Below are 18,255 nucleotides of genomic sequence, written 5' to 3'. Positions count from 1 at the left end.
CCGGCTCGCTCATCCGGGCAGGCGTTCGGCTCGCTCATCCGGGCAGGCGTTCGGCTCGCTCATCCGGGCAGGCGTTCGGCTCGCTCATCCGGGCAGGCGTTCGGCTCGCTCATCCGGGCAGGCGTCCCGCTCGCTCACCGGGCAGGCGGCCGGTGGCGAGCCGGCCGCCGCGGGCCGCCAGAGAGGCCGCGTAAGCGGCCCGGCGCAGCAGCGGCTCGGTATGCGGAAAGTCGAGCTGATCCGCCGGCCCGGAAACGGTGAGACAGGCGATCGTGTTTCCGCGCCTGCCATTGATCGGCGCCGCGATCGCGGAGAATCCGTCGAGATATTCCTCCCGGCAGAACGCGACTCCCGCACGCCAGATGCCGGCCATTTCCCGCTTCAGAGCGAACGCGTCCGTGATGGTCTTCTCCGTGAAAGCCGGAAGACCGTCATTTATGACCGTGTCGAGCCGCCCGTGCCCGTCGAACGCCAGCAGCAGTTTTCCCGCCGCGGTGCAATGAGCGGGTGCTCTCGTGCCGGTGCGCACGAGATAGGGGATGTACGCGGTGGGGTGGATCGTCTGCAGGTAGTGCACGGTCGTGTGCCGGAGCACGGCCAGGCTGATCGCGTGATGGGTCAGCTCGAACAACTCCGCCATCTGAGGGGTGACCAGCCGTTTCAGCTTGAGGCTGCGGCGACGGCCGGCGCCCCCGGCGGCCTCCGCCAGCGGCTGCATCCTGGCGCCGAGCGCGTAGGTGGTGCCCTGGCGTCCGACCGCGTCGTGGGATTCGAGAATGGAGAGCAGCCGGTGGACGGTGGATTTGGCGATCTGAGTGTGTCTCGCGATATCCGACAGTTTGGTGGGACCACCTTTACGTGCGAGGTAATCGAGTACGATCATCGCTTTGTCGACGGAGCGGAGCGAAGGCCGTGCCGAGCCGGGCATGAGAGATCCCCTGTCGCGGAATGATTTTGTTCGTCTTCGTCCTTTGCCCTGCGAATTCGGCGGCACACATGAACGCCATGATCTATTGAATGCCCGGTAATTTAGGCATCGGTCGTTATGGGGAATCGGGTCGCGTAGCCCGTTTCGCGGGTCAGATGTCCAGTTGGCGCATCAGCGTCAGATGGTCGTAGATGCCGCGCACCTGGCACATCCGGCCGTCGCGATACTGGTGGAAGTCGGCGCCGACCACATCGACGGTCCGGCCGGTCGCGGGGACCCCGGCGAACTCGCCCTGGTGCGTGGCGCGGGCCCGCCAGCGCAGCGCGCCGATCGAGCCGTCCGGCGGGCCGTATGCGCCGAGGATTTCGAACTCCAGGTCGGGGAAGGCCGTCCACAGCGCCTTGAGCCAGGTCTCCACGTCGGCGTGGCCGTACATGACCGACGGCGCGTAGTCGTCGCTGTAGACGATGTCGTCGGTCATCAGGCTCAGCACCTGGCGGGAGTCGTGGGAGTTCCAGGCGAGCGCCCAGGCACGGGCGAATTCGCCGATCGTCATGACGCGGTCAGTCCTTCGATGTCGGTGTAGCCGTGGCGCGCGAGGGTGCCGAGGAGCTCGCGCACGAGGGAGCCGGGGGCGGAGGCGCCGGCGGTGACGCCGATGATGCCGTCCGCGGGCAGCCATTCGCCGCGCAGGTCCGCTGCGCCGCCGATCAGGTGGGCGGAGCCGGCGCCGTACCGGCGGGCGACCTCGATCAAGCCCGGGGCGTCGTCGCCCGAGCCGATCACGAGGACCACGTCACTGTGGGGAGCGACGATCTCGACGGCGCGCTCGGCGCGGGCGCAGCCGGGTGGCGTGGCGAGCAGGATCCGGCGCGTGCTCAGGAGCCGTTGAGTGCTCATGCCAGTGACCGTAGGGTCCCGCCCGGCCCCGGCCCAGCGGTTGTTCCAACCGGCGGAACGACCGCTTCGCCGAAAGAAGGGAGCTTTCTATGGTGCGTATCTGGCACCGGAAAAGGAAGGCATCACCTTGGTCGCCATTCGGGACGAGACCATCAGCGTGCGAACCGTCGAAAGCATCACCGAACTCCAGCCGGCGGAATGGGACCGGCTGGTGACCGACGACAACTTCTACCACAGCCATTCCTGGCTGCTCAGCCTCGAATACCTGCACGGGCCGCACCTCATCGTCGTCGCCTGCCAGAAGGGCGAACTGGTCGGCGCCCTGCCCGTCTGGGGCGGTGAGCATGGTGAGCCGGGGCTGTTCGACCTGCCCGACCAGTTCTCCGACGTTCCGGGCGAGTGGGACAGCCACTTTCTCTGGCTGGGCGCACACCGCAGCGTGAGCAACGGCCTGCTGGTGTCGACGCACGCCCGCCGGCCCGACGCGGTGCTGCGGGCGCTGCTGGACCACGCGCACGGGCTGGCGGCCGAACGCCGGCTGGCGGGAGTCGTCATGCCCTACGTTCCGGCGCCGGCCGCCGACGAGCTCGCCTCCTCGCACCCCGAGGCGTACGCGCTGCTGCACTCGGCCGACGCCGAGATGGAGGTGCCGCCCGGCGGGCTCGGCGAATGGCTGGAAGGGCTCAGCAGGAAGGATCGGCTCAAGCGCCGGGCCGAGCTGCGGAAATTCCACGCCGCGGGCAACACCGTGACCTGGGTTCCGGTGGACGACCCCGTCGCCGGTGACGCGGCGCGGCTGATCGCCCAGAACCGCAGTCGTTACGGCAGCGACCAGGGGGCCGACTGGATGCACCGCTCCTTCGACGCGCAACGGCGCAGCGGCGTCCTGGATCAGGCCATCGCCGGTGTCTGCCGCCGCGACGGCCGCACCATCGCCGTGCTGGTGTGCTACGGCTTCCGAGGACATCTGTACGCCCGCTACTTCGGCTTCGACTATGCCGCGGCTCGCCCGGCATCGGAATATCACGTGCTGGTCTATTCCCTGGCACTGGATTTCGCCGCCCAGCACGAATTCCACCATTACCACCTGTCCACCTCCGCCCTGGACATCAAGGCCCGCCGGGGCGCGGTGCTCACTCCGCAGGCGGCGGTCGTGGCACCCACGGAAAACGAGTGGCCGCCGGAAAAGGCGGTGGAAACGCACAACGAGCGGTACGCGACCACATTCTGGCGGCGCTTCCAGCACCGCCGCGACGCCATCAGTTCGCACTGGAACCGCTGGTTCCCACGCCGCCGCCCACGCGACAAGTGATGAAGAGGAGACGAACGATGCTGCATCTGGTCTATCGCCTGAGGCTGACCCAGAAGGCCAACAGCGACATGCGCGCGTTCTGGGAGTGGGCCGGGCAACGCCAAACCTGGTTCTACTCGGGGCTCGACATGGTCGAGGACACCAAGTGGTACGTCTGCACCGTCGGCCCCGAAGTCCACAGCCTGGAGCATTTCGTCACCTTCGCCGACGAGTCGGCCTGGGGACGTTACCGGCAGGAGGTCGCCCGCCGCGGACAGGATCCGGCCTGGGAGCGCCGGCGGACCAGCCAGGAGGAATGGTGGGAGCTACTGGAGGCCCGCCTGCTGAACGATCCCCCCGCGACCATGTCGGCCGGCGGAGGCGAATGACCATGACCGACCGCGAAACGCTCATCGAACGCAGCACCTACCTGCTCGACAACGCACGCTTCGTCACCCTGGCCACCCAGGGCCCGAAAGGTCCCTGGGCCTCCACCGTGAACTTCGTACCGCTCCGCTCGCCGCTGCGGCTGCTGTGGTATTCGCTGCGCGACGCCCGGCATTCGCGGTTCCTGTCCGCCCACCCGGACACCGCCGCCTCGTTGTTCATGACCGGCCTGCCCGGTTTCGGCCTGGACGGCGCCCAGCTCACCGGGGAGGCACACGAGGTGGGCGACGGCGACCTGGCGGAATGCCATCGGCTCTACTACGAACTGAACTTCCCCGACGAGACGGTGCGCCGGGAATGGCTGCTGCCCACGTCCGAGTTCAGCGGTGACGGGCCCCGGCGTTTCTACGTCATGGACGTCCGGCAGTGGTGGCTGCTCGACATCGACCGGTGGTTGCAGGACAAGCACGACCAGCGGATCGAGGTGCCTCTCGACGCCCTGAACGGCTGACTCCGGCTACTTCCCGCAGTCGAGGATGGCCGCGTGCGGCACGCTGAGATATTTCTGGAAGAACTCCTCGCCGAATTCCGCCACGCCCGCCTGGCTCACCTGATGATTCCGCCATTCCACGGTCGAGAAGCCCGCCGCCTTGAGGACGTCTTCCAGGGTTTCGCCGGTCCAGTAGCGGGCGGTCACGGTCACGTCATGAGCGCCGAACCGCAAATCGAGAGTGACCGGGGCGGCATCCTCCCGGGGGTGTTCCGAATGCAGCCGGAAGCCGTAGGAGGCATAGTATTCGGGATCGCCGTGGTAGTCCGGGTGCACCGGCAGGGTCACGAACCGCCCTCCCGGCCGCAGCGCCTCGGCGGCCGTCCGGCACAATTCCAGCAATTCGCCTGTGGTCGTGGCGTAGGGAAGCACATATACACCGAGTACGAGGTCGAACGCGCCGTGCATTTCGGCGGGTAAAGCCCCGGCCACGTATTCGATGCCGAGCGGCTCGGCCCGCTCCCTGCTCCGGGCGTACTCCAGCATTCCCTCGGCCTCATCAAGGCCGACCACCCGGCGGGCGCCCTGCCGAGCGAGTCGCCGGCAGTAGACCCCTGATCCGGAGCCGATGTCGAGCACATCGCGGTCCGACAGGTCGCCGATCAGCGCCAGAACCGTCGGAATCTCCAGATCCTTTCGCCACGGCAGCAGGGCCATGTCCTCATAAAGCGCAGCGAGTTCCTCGAACTGGCTCATACGACCCGGTCTACATTTCAGGTGCGCGGCCGTCAATCTCCGTGCCGGGCGCGGGCACTTGAGGTCATGCGTGTCCGAATCGAGGGGATACGCGGCATACTGGGGTGTTGGGCTCGTTTCAGGTGTCCCCTCCACGGGCGGTGAGGAGCATGACTCTCGGGCATCGCCAACGCTGGCCGCTGACCGGCGATCTTGCCCTTCTCCGAGAGCGGGTCGAGCTGTTCGGCATGGCTCACGGCCTGCGGGGCGACGCGCTCCAGGACCTGGTGATCACCGTCAACGAGGCCGCGTCCAACGCTCTCGAACATGGTGGATCGACGGGGACGGCCACGTTGGTGGAAGACGGCACCGGCGTACAGGTCGAGATCGTCGACTCGGGCGGCACCCTGGAGCCGTACCACCTTGATCGCGCGCCGGATCCCCGCGCCATCCGCGGCATGGGTCTGTGGATCATCCAGCGCATCTGCCGCGACGTCACGGTCGATCATCCGGGCGGACAGTCCCGGTTGCGCTTCCGCGTGTCCTCCGGCGTCGCCTCCGGGGACAAGGGAGACGCCATGCCGGGTTCCGCCGCCGAACCCCTCCTCTGAGAAGCCTCGATTAGGGATTCCCCTCGGCCCGACCCTGACGCGAGCCATCGGGCCGCCCGCATAACCTCCCCGGGAGTGACCCGAGGAGGTCGATCATGCTCACGTCTCGAATCTCAGGTTGCACGGCCGTTACGCTGCTGTTCCTGACCCACCTGACGGCGCCCGCCGCCGCCCGATCGTCTGCGACCGGCGTCGCACATTCGGCGGTGATCGGCGTCGCACAATCGTCGGCGACCGGCGTCGCACAATCGTCGGCGACCGGCGTCGCACACTCGTCGGCGCCCGCTGTCGCACATTCGGCGGCGATCGACGTCGTACGCGTGTCGGCGCACACGGCGAAGAACTCGGCGAGCGAGAAGAAGAAACGCGCGACGTGCCCGCGCGGCAAGCGGGTGGTCAGCGGCGGAGCGTCCATAGAGGACGGCGCCAGTGGGCAGGCGCCGGGCGCCCGGGCCCGGGTCGTGCTCACCAGGCTCCAGCCGCTGCCGGCGAGCGGCAACAACGGCCGGTCGTCGTTCGAGGCCGCGGCGCACGAGGCCGGCGGCGGCTTCCCGGGTGCGTGGCGGCTGCGCGTGTACGCGGTGTGCGCCGATCCGCTGCCCGGCCTGACGTACCGGCAGGCCTCCGCGCCGGTCGCCTCGGCGTTCACCACCGCCGAGACGGTGTTCTGCCCGGCGGGCAAGGTGGTGCTCGGCGGGGGCGGCCGCGTCGACGGCGGCAGGGGTCAGGTCGCGCTGACCGAGCACGGGCTGCAGATCGGCGACGCGTTCGCCACCGCGTACGAGGACGAGAACGGATTCGCCGGCCGCTGGAAGCTGACCGCGTACGCCATCTGCGCCGATCCGCCGCCCGGCCACAACATGCAGAACGCGAACCAGCTCCTGGGGAACTCGGCCAGCTCGAAGACGGCGGTGGTGGCCTGCCAGGATCCGGCCCAGCGCGTGCTCGGCGCCGGCATAGGCAACGGTGGCAAGCAGAACCAGGTGGTCCCCACGGCGCTCATCCCGCACGCCGACCAGACGAAGGCGACCGGCATCGCCACGGAGGACGAGACGGGCTTCGCCGACCCCTGGGACCTCGACATGTTCCTCATCTGCGTCGACTGACCCTGGTGCCGGTCTTGAGATGACTCAGTCGGCGCGGAACGCGTCGGCCGGGTAGACCCCGAGGATCTTCACGTCGGTGGTGAAGAACGCCAGCTCCTCCAGCGCGTTCTTCAGCCCGGGGTCCTCAGGGTGCCCGTCGACCTCGGCGAGGAACTGGGTGGCGGCGAAGTGGCCGCCGACCATGTAGCTCTCCAGCTTGGTCATGTTGATGCCGTTGGTCGCGAACCCGCCGAGCGCCTTGTAGAGCGCCGCCGGCAGGTTGCGGACGTTGAAGACGAACGAGGTGACCACCGGGCCCTCGCCGCGCGGCGCCTGGACGAAGTCTGGACTGAGCACCACGAACCGGGTGGTGTTGTGCTCCTCGTCCTCGACGTCGCGCGCGAGGATGCGCAGGCCGTAGATCTCCGCCGCGAGCGGCGGCGCGATCGCGGCCTGGGTCGGGTCGTTCGCCTCGGCCACCTCGCGCGCGGCGCCGGCGGTGTCACCGGCGATCACCGGCACCAGGTTGTGCTCGCGGATGATCCGGCGGCACTGGCCGAGGGCGTGTACGTGACTGTGCACGGCCTTGATCGTGTCCAGGGTCGCACCCGGCGGCGCCATCAGGTTGAACTGGATGCGCAGGAAGTGCTCGCCGATGATGTGCAGGTCGGAGGTCGGCAGGAAGTGGTGGATGTCGGCGACCCGGCCGGCGATCGAGTTGTCGATCGGGATCATCGCCAGCTCGGCCTCGCCGTTCTCCACCGTCGCGAACACGTCCTCGAAGGACGCGCACGGCACCGACCGCCAGTCGGGGTAGTGGCGCTTGCACACCATGTGGGAGTTGGAGCCGGGCTCGCCCTGGTAGGCGATACGTCGTGCGGTCACACCAGCATTTTCCCACGCGGCCGGGTCACGGCCGGCCACCTGTGAATCTACTTTGTAAAGGCGCCCGGCAGGTCCTGATTTACGAGGTGCGCCATGATTTGACCAACATTTTGACACCGAGTATGTCCAGCTTTGACTTAGTCTTTGGTGGCATATGAACCACGCACCAAAGAACAGACCCGTTGCACTGACAGCCGTTGCCCTGGCGTTTGCGCTGGTGGCGGCCTCTCCGGGGCCCGCCCTCGCGAACCAGGCGCACGCCCGGCCCGTACAGACCGTGGCCGGGGTCCAGGCCCCGACCAAGGCGCTGGCCACCGCGAACCGCCTTTACAAGACCGGCCGTCTCACCGACGTGAACTGCTCGCCCGGCAGCCTGCCGGCCGGGAGCACGAACGCGTACCGGCGCTATTTGACGCGCGTGACCTCCTGCCTGAACGAGGCGTGGGGCGCGCAGTTCCGCAAGGCGAAGATGCCCTTCGCCAAGCCGCGGCTGCGCATCATCACCCGCAAGGTGAACACCGCCTGCGGCAGGTGGAGCACCGGCGCCGAGGGCTACTACTGCTCGGCCGACCGCACGATGTACATGCTGATCGGCAAGAAGCAGCTCCGCAGACCGTTCCCGCCGGGCATCACGCGGCTGGTCGCCCATGAGTACGGCCACCATGTCCAGCAGGTCTCGAAGATCTGGACCTACTACTGGGCGGCCGGCTCCAGGGCCGGCAAGGCTCAGAGGTTGCGGCTCTCCCGCAACTCCGAACTGCAGGCCGAGTGCTTCTCCGCCAATTTCATGTCGACGATGCGAGGCGGATCGGTCTTCACGGAGGCGGAGTGGCTTTCCATGGTGAAATGGTTCAGGGAATTCGGTGCCGAGGTCTGGCCGCAGAACGACCATGGCAAGGGTCCCACGCAGGCGGCCTGGATGACGCGCGGGTTCACCAGCGGCGCTCCCGGGTCGTGCAACACCTGGGCCGCGTCTCCTCGTAGCACCACCTGATTCACGACGCCCGAACCCCCCGCTTGCCCAAGGCGCGAGCGCGGGGTTCGGCGTCCGGCAATGCTCGCTCGGCCTATTCGACCGTCGGGTCGAGCACGAACACGGGGATCTGCCTGTCGGTCTTCTCCTGGTATTCGGCGTAGGGCGGGTAGGCCGCGACGGCCCGCTCCCACCATTCGGCCCGCTCGGCGCCCTCGACCTCGCGTGCGACGTAGTGCTTCGTCACGGTGCCGTCCTGCAAGGGGAACTCGGGGTGCGCCTTGATGTTGTGGTACCAGGTGGGGTGCTCGGGGGCGCCGCCCTTGGAAGCGACGACGGCGTAGGCGCCGTCGTGCTCCACCCGCATCACGGGGGTGTAGCGCAGCTTGCCGGTCTTGGCGCCGCGCAGCGTGAGGAGCACGACCGGCGATCCGAGGATCTCGATGCCTTCGGTGGTGCCGGTTTCGAGGATCTTCTGCGTCTGGTCGCGCACCCATTCCCTGGGGCTGAGCTCTACGGTCTCGTCTGCCATGCCGACGACAACACTGCCCGCACCGCCTCGATTCCCGGTGTCGGAGGGCGTTCCGGCGCTTCGAAAGGCCGCTGCGCATCCGTCAGATCTCCACGCGCCGCGTCCATATTTCTATTTGGTGTCGAACCGGACACGGTGAGTCCGCGTATCTCGTCATAACGACGGCCACGACTCCCTTGCGGATGCGGCCTGACGGCTTTTCGGGCCGGCCCGCATTCGCAGACGCAGAGAGGTGTTGGATGAGACATCTGCATGGCTCCCGTACTCGCAGAAGGACGGCGGGGATGCTCACGGCCCTCGCCGTCTTGAGCGGCGGCCTCACTGCCGGCGCCGCCGACGCGGCGGCGAACGGGGCATCGGGTACGGCCTTAGCACCGGCCATCTCCTGCCCAGCCGTGGAGAACAGGGTGGGTCAGGTTCCCGATCGTGCTCAGGCGGAGGTGGAGCGAAATCTGCAGCAGTTGGAGACCCAGATCGCCGAGGCGAATCGGCGGCTGGCTACCTCTGCGGGGCAGGGTGGGCCCAACTTTGTGCAGAACGCGATTCTTGGGCCGCTGAGGGACAAACGAGCGGCCGCGCTGCAACGGATCCAGATCGCCTTCCAGCGGGCCGGCGCCCAGGCCCCGAACGGCCTGAACGGTCTGGCCACCTGCACGGTGCAGGATGACGGCACGGGAAACGATGACGGCACCGGTCAGGACGACCCCACCGGTAACGACAACGGCGGCCAGGACAATGGTGGCCAGGATGACGGCACCGGCAACAACGACGGCACCGGTAACAACGACGGCACCGGTAACAATGACGGCACCGGCCAGGACAACGGCGGCCAGGGCGACGGCACCGGGAACGACGACGGCACCGGCCAGGACAATGGCGGTCAGGACGACCCCACCGGCAACGACAATGGCGGCCAGGACAACGGCGGCCAGGACGACGGCACGGGCAACGACGACGGCGCTCAGGACAACGGCGGCCAGGGCAATGACGACGGTCAGGGCAATGACGGTCAGCCCGATGGCGGTCAGACCGGGGCCGTAGGCCAGATCAACTGCCCCACTGTGGCGGGCCGGCTGGGTCAGATTCCCGCTCGCGCCCAGGCCGAGGTGCGGCGGAACATGCAGTTGCTGGAGACCCAGATCGCCGAGGCCAATCGACGACTGGACAGCTCGGCGAGCCAGGGCGGTGCGAACTTCGTACAGAACGCGATCCTCGGCCCGTTGAAGAACAAGCGGGAAGCGACCCTGGAGCGGATCGCGATCGCCTTCCAGCGCGCCGGTGCCCAGGCCCCGGCCGGGCTGCAGACCCTGGCGACCTGTGAGCGCCGGAACCCGGGAGGCGGGAACAACAACGGAGGTAACAACGGCGGCAATGGCGGTAACGGAGGTCAGGCCAGGGGTCCCGTAGCGGCGGACTTCGTCGACATCCGCTCGGTGCGGCCGAACGTGAACACGCCCCGTTCGCAGGGCAACGGCTCCAGGGGAACCTTCAGCGTCGACTGCGGGCGTAACGAGCAGCGGATCTTCAACTCCGACAACGTCATCGTGGCCCCCGGCGTGTCCAACGGCGCGCAGCACACGCACGACTACGTGGGCAACGAGTCCACCAACAACCAGTCCACCAACGAGAGCCTGCTGGCGGCCGGTACCACCTGCCGTAACGGTGACAAGTCCACGCACTACTGGCCCGTGCTGAGGGCGCTCGGCCAGCGGGAGTTCGACGCCAACCGGAGGGGTGGCGGTCTCGACCTGAACGTCGGCAAGATCCTGACCCCGGCGCAGGTGCAGATCACCTTCAAGGGCAACCCGACCTCCAAGGTGGTGGCGGCTCCGCAGTTCCTCCGCATCATCACCGGTAACGCCCGAGTCGGTGGCGCCGACCCCAACGCCGGGTGGACCTGCACCGGGTTCGAGAATCGCGAGCTGACCGACAAGTATCCGCTCTGCCCGCGAGGCAGCAGGGTCGTACGGGTCTTCAATTTCCAGAGCTGCTGGGACGGTCAGAACATCGACAGCGCCAACCACCGGACGCATGTCACCTTCCCTCAGGCCGACGGTAGTTGCCCGCAGGGCTTCCAGGCCATTCCGGCGCTTGAGCACCGGCTCGTCTACAACGTGCCGCAGGGGCCCAACTACGCCGTGGACGGTTTCCCCGAGGAGTTGCACAAACCGATCACCGACCACAGCGACTTCATCAGCCTGATGAACGAGGAGCAGATGCAGCAGGTGGTCGACTGCATCAACAGCGGCAGACGCTGTCGCTGACCCCGCAGGTATCAAGCAGTAGGGGTCCGGTGTGGCCAGGCGGCTGGCCACACCGGGCCTCATCGCCGTATCAGCCATGAGAAAGGGCAAGACCGTGACTGGCTTCTCCCGCCCGCTGCGCGCCTCGGCGCCTGTGACCGGTGTCGTCCTGTCGTTGCTGGCCATCGCCTCGGCGCTCATGCTCACCGGAGGCGGTGTGCAGGATGACGGGCCCAAGACCGCCGGCGGGATTTCACGGACGTACACCGTCGAGCAGCTGGCGGCCACCATCGGCTGCACCGCCGAGATCACCCTCAAGGCCATGGACTATCGGAAGGGGGAGTGCACCACCGACGGGATCCCTTATGTGTTCCTCGATTTCCAGACGTCGACAGGGCAGCGTGAGTGGCTCGACTACGCCGAGATGTACGGGGGTCTCTATCTCGTCGGTGACCGGTGGGCGCTGTCGGCCAAGTCCAAGTCCTTCATGCAGGAACTGAGCGGGAAAGTCGGCGGCAAGGTCGAAGAGCACTGATCATCACCTGCCGGTGAGGCCGATAGGGTGATCGCGTGAGACTGACGCATTTCGGGCACGCCTGTGTGCGTGTCCAGGACGGCGACCGGGTGCTGGTGATCGATCCGGGCACCTTCTCCGACGCGGAGGCGGCGCTGTCCGGGGCCACGGCCGTGCTCGTCACCCATGAGCATCCCGACCATGTCGACGTCGAGGCGCTCAAGGCCGCCCGGGCGGCCGATCCCGGGCTGACCGTTCACACCCATGCGGCTCTGGCGGCCGAGCTCGGCGGGGGAGCGGTCGCCGCGGGCGAGACCTTCACCGCCGCCGGCTTCACCGTGAAGGCCGTGGGCGGTGTGCACGCCGAGGTCATCGACGGGCTGCCCGGCTGCCCGAACCTCGGGTTCATCGTGGACGGCCTCTATCACCCTGGAGACTCGCTCTTCGTCCCCGCCGACGAGGTCGGCACCCTGCTGGTCCCGGCGGCCGGCCCCTGGGTGAAGATCAGCGAGTCCATCACCTTCGTCCGGGACGTACGGCCGGCCCGCGCGTTCCCGATCCATGACGTCCAGCTCAGCAAGGTCGGCCTGGAATACTTCGACGCCTGGCTTGAGGAGGAGACCGACTACGCCCGCCTCCCGGCAGGCGAATCAGTCGATCTCTGACCGCTTCCGGCGAAGCCGACCGCCGCCACGCCTACGCGGAGCGGACGGTCTCTGGCCAGGGGTTGAGCGCGGTGCGCAGTCCCGGCTCACCCATTCGCGCGACGCCTCCATGCGCCCCAGACGAGATGCGCAGCCAGGCGGCGATGTTGCCGGTCGCTCAGGCCCTCGGCGGTCAACGTAAGCGGCGCCCAGGCCGTCAGCCGGCCCCGCCGCCTCCACCGTCCACGTGGAGCTGGACGCGTCCGGTGTGGATACCGGCAACCCGCAGCGTGACGGCCACCTGCGCACCGGCGACTTCCTGGACGTGGAGATCCACCCGCACATCACCTTCACCAGCACCGGCGTCAAGCACGTCGGCGACGCCGCCTTCGAGGTGACCGGCCTGCTGACCATCTGCGGCGTCACCCGCGAGATCACCATCCCGCTCGAGTTCGACGTGTCCGCCATCAAGAACGCCTGACATACTCGCCCGGCACCATGCTCTTCCCCCGCACGGTCACCACCCGGACGATGAGCACGACCGCGACACCAACGCCCACCAGCGGCGTCATCGTGACACCTCGTCCCGGTAGCCGCCGGCCTGCCGGTTGAACAGCCGCGCGTACGTGCCGTCATCGGCCAGCAGCCCGGCGTGTGTGCCCTCCTCGGCGACGACGCCGTCCGACAGCACCACGATCCGGTCGGCGTCACGCACCGTGCCCAGCCGGTGGGAGACGACCACGCTGGTACGCCCGGACCGCAACCGCGCGAGCCGCCGGTGCGCCTCGTACTCGGCCTCGGGATCCAGCCCCGCGCTGGGCTCATCGAAGATCATCAGATCGCGGTCGTGGCGCAGGAACGCCCTGGCGAGGGCCAGCCGCTGCCACTGCCCGCCGGAGAGCAGCACACCGTCCTCCTCCTCGGAGGAGTCGGGGGAGAACGACCGGCTCAGCAGCGTGCGATAGCCGTGCGGGAAGGCCGCGACGACGTCGTGGACACCGGCCTCGCGCGCCGCCCCCTCGATCCGCGCCTGGTCGTCGGCGGCGGACAGGTCGCCCACGGCGATGTTGTCGGCGGCCGTCAGCTCGTACGACACGAAGTCCTGGAACACGGCGCCGATCCGGGCGCGCAGCGTCTCCGCGGGCACGTCGCGCAGGTCGACGCCGTCCCAGAGGATCGTGCCCCGGGTGGGATCGTAGAACCGGCACAGCAGCTTGACCAGCGTGCTCTTGCCGGCGCCGTTGTGGCCGATCAACGCGACCGTCTCCCCGTACGGGATGAGCAGATCGACGCCGCGCAGGATCCACGGGTGGCCGGCGCTGTAGCGGAACCAGACGTCGCGCAGCTCGATGCCCCGGCGCAGCGGCGGCAGCGACCTGGGGCGGGCCGGGACCGGCAGGTCGGGCCCGGCGGTCACGACGGTGACGTGGTGGTGGAAGGTCAGCAGGTGCTCGTACGCCATCACCCCGGCCGACACCGTGCCGTTCAGCGCCGCCTGCACACCGGCCACCGCGGCCACGAACATCGCCACATCCCCGACGCCGAGCAGCCCCTGCCCGGCCGCGAGGATCCCCCAGATCAGGCCCGCCCCGGCCACGACCGCCGAGACGCCCGACAGGCTCGCGTGAACGCGGAACTCCCGCCCGTCCAGCCGGCGGCGGGCGGCGTTCGCGGTACGCAGCTCGGCCAGCATGCGCAGACGCAGGAAGGCGCCCAGGTCGAACAGGCGGATCTCCTTGGCGGCGTTCGCCGTGGCCATCAGCTCCGCGTAGAACATCTCGCGGCGCTCGGCCGGTCCGATCCGCCACAGCATCGCGTTGCGCTGCCGCGACATCCGCAGCTCGATGAGCAGCGCCGGCAGCGCCGACAGCACGACCAGGACGGTGAACGTGAGGTTGATCAGCGCCAGGGACCCGACGAAGCCGGCGGCGGTCACCGCGCCGCGGGCGGCCGACAGCGTGGCGTCCACGAGTCTGCCGGGGTTGCTCGCGCTCTGCTGGGCCAGCCGCAGCCGGTCGAGGAACGCCGGGCTCTCGAACCGGGCCAGACCCGTGAACCGGGACACCGCGGCGAACAGTTCGTCCTTCGCGCGCAGCGCCGTCCGTCGGTCCACCTCGGCACGCAGATAGTCCCCGGCATGCGCCGCCGCCGCGGCGGCCGTGGTGACGACGGCGATGGCGACCGCGAGGGCGAGCAGCGTACCGGTCCGCCGCCCCGCGATCCCGTCCAGCACCCCCTTGGTCAGCCAGGCCACGGCGATCGGCGTGACCGAGGCCACCAGCGTGATCCCGAGATAGCCGAGGACGTGGACCGGGGCCGAGCGCCACACCAGCACGGCGGCGCGCACCGCGCTGCGCCCGAGCCCATCCGGTGCCGGTTCGGTCACGCCGGCGCCCCGGCCGGCAGCCGGGAGATCTCGGGCGCGGCCGCCAGCAGCGTCCCGCCCGCCGCCACTTCGAGGAACGTCGGGTACGACCGCACACGGAACGCGGCGCTCACCGCGCCGTCCACGACCACCTGCGCCACGGGCCGCAGCGTGGCGATCATGTCCGCGGAGTCGCCCGACCGGTTGTCGACCACCGCCAGCACCCGGGACCGGTCCTGGCCCGCCGCCCACGAGACGAACGCGGGCAGCTTCTCGTGGCAGCCGCCGCAGTCGGGCGACATGAACGCGAGCACCGTCCCCTCCGGCAGGGAGTCCCGGGTGAGCCGGTCGCCGTCGGCGGTCGTCACCTCGAAGTCGCCGGCGACGTCGCCCACGCCCAGGTCCCTGCCCGCCGCGGGAGGGCCGCCCATCAGGTCGATGGTCTCGTACAGGACGTCCAGCAGCTTGGTGTGCTCACGGAGCCGCCGGACCACGCCGAGCGTCAGCACCATGTTCACCACGCACAAGGCGCCGACGAGTGCCACGATGGCGATCAAAAAGGACATGGGACACCTCCGTGTCGGAGGTGCCCGGCCGGCGCACCGGCCGGGCACCCGGTCATGAGCAGTAGATGTAGGTCTGGCAGGAGCCGCACGTCTTGCCGGTGGGGCGGTAGCAGCAGTACCTGCCGGCGTTGATCGGACCGCAGCACTCCCAGCCGCAGTCGGCCGCCCGGGCCTCGGTGTGCGGCGCGACGAGCTCGAGGAACCGGTCGGCCATCCTGGTCATGAGGCGCATGAAACCTGCCTTTCTGGTGCACGGACGGGCCCGTGCCCGCCGCACGTCGCAGCCTGGGGCAGAGGTTTCAGCGATTTCTCAACGAAGTCTTAACGGCCTCAGAGGTGAGCGGAGACGCGGGCGCGTACCTTGTCGGCGCGGGGGTCGCCGACGGCGCCGTAGAGCTCCGCCGCCTGCTTCCACACGGTGACGGCCGCCGCGACGTCGTCCGCCCGCAGGTGCGTCTCGCCCAGGCGGACCAGGGTGTCGGCGGCGGCGTGCAGGTCGTCGTCGGCCCGCAGCAGCTCCGCCGCCCGCTCGAAGCCGGCCACCGCGCCCGGGAGGTCGCCCTTGAGATTCAGTACGTGGGCGATGCTGTCCCAGGTCAACCCCTCGCCCTGGGCGTAGCCGGCGTCGGCCAGGATGCGCTGCGCCCGCCGGCAGTCGGCCAGCGCCTCGTCGTACGCGCCGGACTCTGCCCGCAGCCAGCCCGCGTTGTTCAGCGCCCGCGCCTCCCCGACGATGTCGCCGGCCTGCCGGAACAGCTCCAGCGCGCGCAGCGTGTGGCCCAGGGGCACGGCGGGCCCGTTCTCGCTCGGCACGATGCTCAGCCCGAGGTGGACGTGCGCCTCCAGGCCCGGCTCGCCGAGCTCGCGGTGCAGCTCGGCGGCCCGCTCGAAGTGCTCGACCGCCTCGCGGTGGCGGCCGAGGCGGAGCTGGGCTCGGGCGATGCTGTTGTGGCAGCGGGCCCGGGCCAGCCTGTCGCCGAGCCGCCGGGCGGCCTCCAGCGCCACCTCGTTCCCGCGCAGGGTCTCCTCCCACAGGCCGCGGCGCTGCATGAACTCGGCGAACGCCCACGTGAGCCGCCATACGTGCCCGTCCAGGCCGGCCTCGACCGCCTCCGCGAGCAGCGTGGGCAGGACGGCGGCCTCGTCGGCGTACCAGCGCAGGGCCTCGGCCTGACCGGCGAACCGCTCCACGGACGTCCCCCGGGCCGGCGGGTCCAGCGTCAGGCTGTCGCGGTGCGGGTAGCACAGGTCGTTGGCGGCGCACGCCGTGTGCACGTAGTAGTCCAGCAGGCGCCGCGTCGCCGTACGCCGTACCGACCGGCTGTCGGTGGCACGGGCCTGCTCGGCGGCGTACACGCGAAGCAGGTCGTGGATGCGCAGGTCGCCAGGCCCGCGGAGCTCCGCCAGGTTGGCGTGTTCGAGTCGCGTGGCCAGCTCCCGCGTGCGGTCCGCCGGCAGCGCGGCCAGGCTCGCCGCCGCGAGCAGCGGCAGGTGCGGGCCCGGATGCCGCCCGAGGCGCCGGAACAGCCGGGCCACGGGCGCGGGCAGGCTCTCATACGAGCGCCCGAACACGCGCCGCAGGTCGATCGCGGGGTCGCTGTGGGCGAACGGCTCCAGATCCGCGCCGGCCCGTTCGAGATCGGCGGCGACCTCGGCCAGCGGCAGGTCGGTACGCTGCGCCAGCCGCGCCGCGACGATCGCCAGCGCCAGCGGTAGCCTGCCGCAGCGCCGGACGATCAGCGCGGCGGCCTCGGGCTCCACCGCCGGCCGCTGCTCGCCCAGCCACGCCGCCAGCAGCCGGTACGCGTCAGCGCCGGGCAGGACGTCCAGCCGCAGCAGGTGCGCGCCCTCGGTCACCGCGAGCCCGGACAGCTCGGCCCGGCTGGTGACCAGCGTCAGGCTGCCCGGCGCGGTGGCCAGCAGCGGGCGGACCTGCTCGGCGTCACGGGCGTCGTCGAGCACGACGAGGACCCGCCGGCAGGCCAGCAGGCTGCGGTAGAGGCCGATCTGCGCCGCCTGCCCCGACGGCATCCGAGCCTCCGGTACGCCGAGCGCGCTGAGGAACCCGGGCAGGATCGTCGCCGCGTCGGCCGTGCCCAGGTCGGCGTACAACTGCCCGTCGGGGAACCGGTCGCGGTACAGGTGGGCCCAGCGCAGCGCGAGCGACGACTTGCCCACCCCGGGCGGCCCGGAGATCGCGCACGCGACCGCCTGCCGCCTGCCGATCATCGCCTCCAGGCGTTCGAGCTCCGCCTCCCGCCCGACGAAGCACCGCAGAGGCATCGGGAGCTGCGCGGGAACCGGGCGGGCGGTCTCGGTGACGTCGCCGGAGCGCAGTAGCGTCTGATGAACACGCCGCAGCGACGCCCCCGGCTCGACACCCAGCTCCTCGGCCAGCGTGTGCCGTACGCGGGCGAAGCGCGCCAGCGCCTCGGCGGTCCGGCCGCACGCGTGCAGCGCCTCGATCAGCGCCGCCGCCACCAGCTCGTCCAGCGGGTACTCCTCGGCCAGCGGCGACAGCGCGGTCACCGCCGCCGCGGCGTCGCGGCCGGTCATCGCCCGCGCCCAGCGCAGCAGGATCTCCTTGCGCTCGTCACGCAGGCGGTGGCCGGCCCGTTCCACCCAGGCGCCCGGGAGCCCGGTGAGCGGGTCGCCGCGCCAAAGGGCCAGGGCCTCGCCGAGCAGCGGCACCGGATCTGGCGCGGCCGCCGCCCGGCCGGCCAGGCCGCGGAAGCGCGCCACGTCCACGGCCGACTCGTCGACGTCGAGCAGGTAGCCGCCGAGCCGGCGGACGACGGCGCCCTCGTCGGCCAGCACGTCGCGCCGGATGCGTGTGATGATCGTGTACAGGGTGCGCCGGGCGCCCGCCGGAACCGCCTCGCCCCAGACGCGGGCGAGCAGCGACTCGACCGGCACCACCCGGCCGGCCTCCCACGCGAGCGCGGCGAGCGCGAGTGCCACCTGCGGTGGCCGCACGGGCCGGGTCTGCCCCGAGTGCTCCACCTCGACCGGTCCGAGTAGCCGAATCAGCACGCCGCCCCACCCTTTGCCCGTAGATCTTCGAGGGTAACGAGATCATCCGCTTGGCCGGGCGCTCTTGCCGGAA

General features: G+C 70.0%; 19 protein-coding genes and 1 pseudogene. 10 read left to right on the top strand and 10 right to left on the bottom strand.

The features are described 5' to 3' along the window. Positions 1–109: 109 nt before the first annotated feature. The 3 genes from C4V41_RS30040 to C4V41_RS30030 form a co-directional block, all read right to left on the bottom strand. Positions 110–928, bottom strand: coding sequence for an IclR family transcriptional regulator (locus C4V41_RS30040; protein WP_103959333.1), 819 nt, complete (start codon positions 926–928; stop codon positions 110–112). 151 nt (positions 929–1,079) lie between these two features. Further along, positions 1,080–1,484: an ester cyclase gene (locus tag C4V41_RS30035; RefSeq protein ID WP_160150427.1), complete on the bottom strand. Its 405-nt coding sequence runs from the start codon at positions 1,482–1,484 to the stop codon at positions 1,080–1,082. After that, positions 1,481–1,828 (bottom strand): hypothetical protein, encoded by a 348-nt coding sequence (locus C4V41_RS30030; protein ID WP_103959331.1) that lies wholly within the window; start codon positions 1,826–1,828, stop codon positions 1,481–1,483. The genes C4V41_RS30035 and C4V41_RS30030 overlap by 4 nt, the downstream gene beginning before the upstream one ends. Before the next feature lie 157 nt (positions 1,829–1,985). Here C4V41_RS30030 and C4V41_RS30025 point away from each other — a divergent pair, with 157 nt between their 5' ends. The 3 genes from C4V41_RS30025 to C4V41_RS30015 are packed head-to-tail and all read left to right on the top strand — an operon-like array spanning position 1,986 to position 4,017. Continuing rightward, positions 1,986–3,140, top strand: coding sequence for a peptidogalycan biosysnthesis protein (locus tag C4V41_RS30025; protein WP_160150426.1), 1,155 nt, complete (start codon positions 1,986–1,988; stop codon positions 3,138–3,140). Positions 3,141–3,157: 17 nt separating this feature from the next. Continuing rightward, positions 3,158–3,508, top strand: a complete 351-nt coding sequence (locus C4V41_RS30020; RefSeq protein ID WP_103959329.1) for a hypothetical protein — start codon at positions 3,158–3,160, stop codon at positions 3,506–3,508. Positions 3,509–3,510: 2 nt separating this feature from the next. Next, on the top strand, positions 3,511–4,017 hold the full coding sequence (locus C4V41_RS30015) for a pyridoxamine 5'-phosphate oxidase family protein (protein WP_103959328.1): 507 nt from the start codon (positions 3,511–3,513) through the stop codon (positions 4,015–4,017). A 6-nt stretch (positions 4,018–4,023) separates the two neighbouring features. Here C4V41_RS30015 and C4V41_RS30010 read toward each other — a convergent pair whose 3' ends face one another. Continuing rightward, positions 4,024–4,752 (bottom strand): class I SAM-dependent methyltransferase, encoded by a 729-nt coding sequence (locus tag C4V41_RS30010; protein ID WP_103959327.1) that lies wholly within the window; start codon positions 4,750–4,752, stop codon positions 4,024–4,026. A gap of 149 nt (positions 4,753–4,901) precedes the next feature. Here C4V41_RS30010 and C4V41_RS30005 point away from each other — a divergent pair, with 149 nt between their 5' ends. After that, complete coding sequence (locus C4V41_RS30005) at positions 4,902–5,342, top strand: ATP-binding protein (protein ID WP_103959326.1); 441 nt, start codon at positions 4,902–4,904, stop codon at positions 5,340–5,342. A gap of 95 nt (positions 5,343–5,437) precedes the next feature. Next, a complete protein-coding gene (locus C4V41_RS30000) occupies positions 5,438–6,448 on the top strand; it encodes a hypothetical protein (protein ID WP_103959325.1) in 1,011 nt (336 codons plus the stop codon). Positions 6,449–6,472: 24 nt separating this feature from the next. Here C4V41_RS30000 and C4V41_RS29995 read toward each other — a convergent pair whose 3' ends face one another. Next, on the bottom strand, positions 6,473–7,312 hold the full coding sequence (locus C4V41_RS29995) for a prephenate dehydratase (RefSeq protein WP_103959324.1): 840 nt from the start codon (positions 7,310–7,312) through the stop codon (positions 6,473–6,475). Between the two features lie 217 nt (positions 7,313–7,529). Here C4V41_RS29995 and C4V41_RS29990 point away from each other — a divergent pair, with 217 nt between their 5' ends. Continuing rightward, complete coding sequence (locus C4V41_RS29990; RefSeq protein WP_235030455.1) at positions 7,530–8,306, top strand: neutral zinc metallopeptidase; 777 nt, start codon at positions 7,530–7,532, stop codon at positions 8,304–8,306. A gap of 73 nt (positions 8,307–8,379) precedes the next feature. Here C4V41_RS29990 and C4V41_RS29985 read toward each other — a convergent pair whose 3' ends face one another. Continuing rightward, positions 8,380–8,817 carry a nitroreductase family deazaflavin-dependent oxidoreductase gene (locus tag C4V41_RS29985; protein WP_103959322.1) on the bottom strand — a complete coding sequence of 146 codons (438 nt, stop codon included), beginning with the start codon at positions 8,815–8,817 and terminating at the stop codon, positions 8,380–8,382. Between the two features lie 182 nt (positions 8,818–8,999). Between C4V41_RS29985 and C4V41_RS63190 the strand changes: the two genes are divergently transcribed. The 4 genes and pseudogenes from C4V41_RS63190 to C4V41_RS29965 all read left to right on the top strand — a co-directional run. Further along, on the top strand, positions 9,000–11,081 hold the full coding sequence (locus C4V41_RS63190; RefSeq protein ID WP_200824316.1) for a DUF1996 domain-containing protein: 2,082 nt from the start codon (positions 9,000–9,002) through the stop codon (positions 11,079–11,081). Between the two features lie 31 nt (positions 11,082–11,112). Further along, a complete protein-coding gene (locus tag C4V41_RS29975; RefSeq protein ID WP_146103826.1) occupies positions 11,113–11,595 on the top strand; it encodes a hypothetical protein in 483 nt (160 codons plus the stop codon). Between the two features lie 35 nt (positions 11,596–11,630). Continuing rightward, a complete protein-coding gene (locus tag C4V41_RS29970) occupies positions 11,631–12,239 on the top strand; it encodes an MBL fold metallo-hydrolase (RefSeq protein WP_103959320.1) in 609 nt (202 codons plus the stop codon). Positions 12,240–12,453: 214 nt separating this feature from the next. Further along, a pseudogene (locus C4V41_RS29965) lies at positions 12,454–12,699 on the top strand (YceI family protein); the annotation flags it as partial. 87 nt (positions 12,700–12,786) lie between these two features. On the opposite strand, the gene C4V41_RS29960 reads toward C4V41_RS29965, so the two are convergent. The 4 genes from C4V41_RS29960 to C4V41_RS29950 form a co-directional block, all read right to left on the bottom strand. Further along, a complete protein-coding gene (locus tag C4V41_RS29960) occupies positions 12,787–14,604 on the bottom strand; it encodes an ABC transporter ATP-binding protein (protein ID WP_103959318.1) in 1,818 nt (605 codons plus the stop codon). Next, complete coding sequence (locus tag C4V41_RS29955; protein ID WP_103959317.1) at positions 14,601–15,149, bottom strand: TlpA family protein disulfide reductase; 549 nt, start codon at positions 15,147–15,149, stop codon at positions 14,601–14,603. The genes C4V41_RS29960 and C4V41_RS29955 overlap by 4 nt, the downstream gene beginning before the upstream one ends. A gap of 52 nt (positions 15,150–15,201) precedes the next feature. Then, the gene (locus C4V41_RS62060; protein WP_160150425.1) at positions 15,202–15,372 is read right to left on the bottom strand and encodes a hypothetical protein; all 171 of its coding nucleotides are present in this window, start codon (positions 15,370–15,372) and stop codon (positions 15,202–15,204) included. A 107-nt stretch (positions 15,373–15,479) separates the two neighbouring features. After that, positions 15,480–18,182 carry an AfsR/SARP family transcriptional regulator gene (locus C4V41_RS29950; RefSeq protein WP_103959316.1) on the bottom strand — a complete coding sequence of 901 codons (2,703 nt, stop codon included), beginning with the start codon at positions 18,180–18,182 and terminating at the stop codon, positions 15,480–15,482. Positions 18,183–18,255: the final 73 nt, after the last annotated feature.

Origin of the sequence: Nonomuraea solani, from assembly GCF_900108335.1 — a bacterium.
Lineage (GTDB): Bacteria > Actinomycetota > Actinomycetes > Streptosporangiales > Streptosporangiaceae > Nonomuraea > Nonomuraea solani.
Note: the sequence above shows the minus strand (reverse complement) of the source record. Positions and strands in the feature narration are given on the sequence as shown.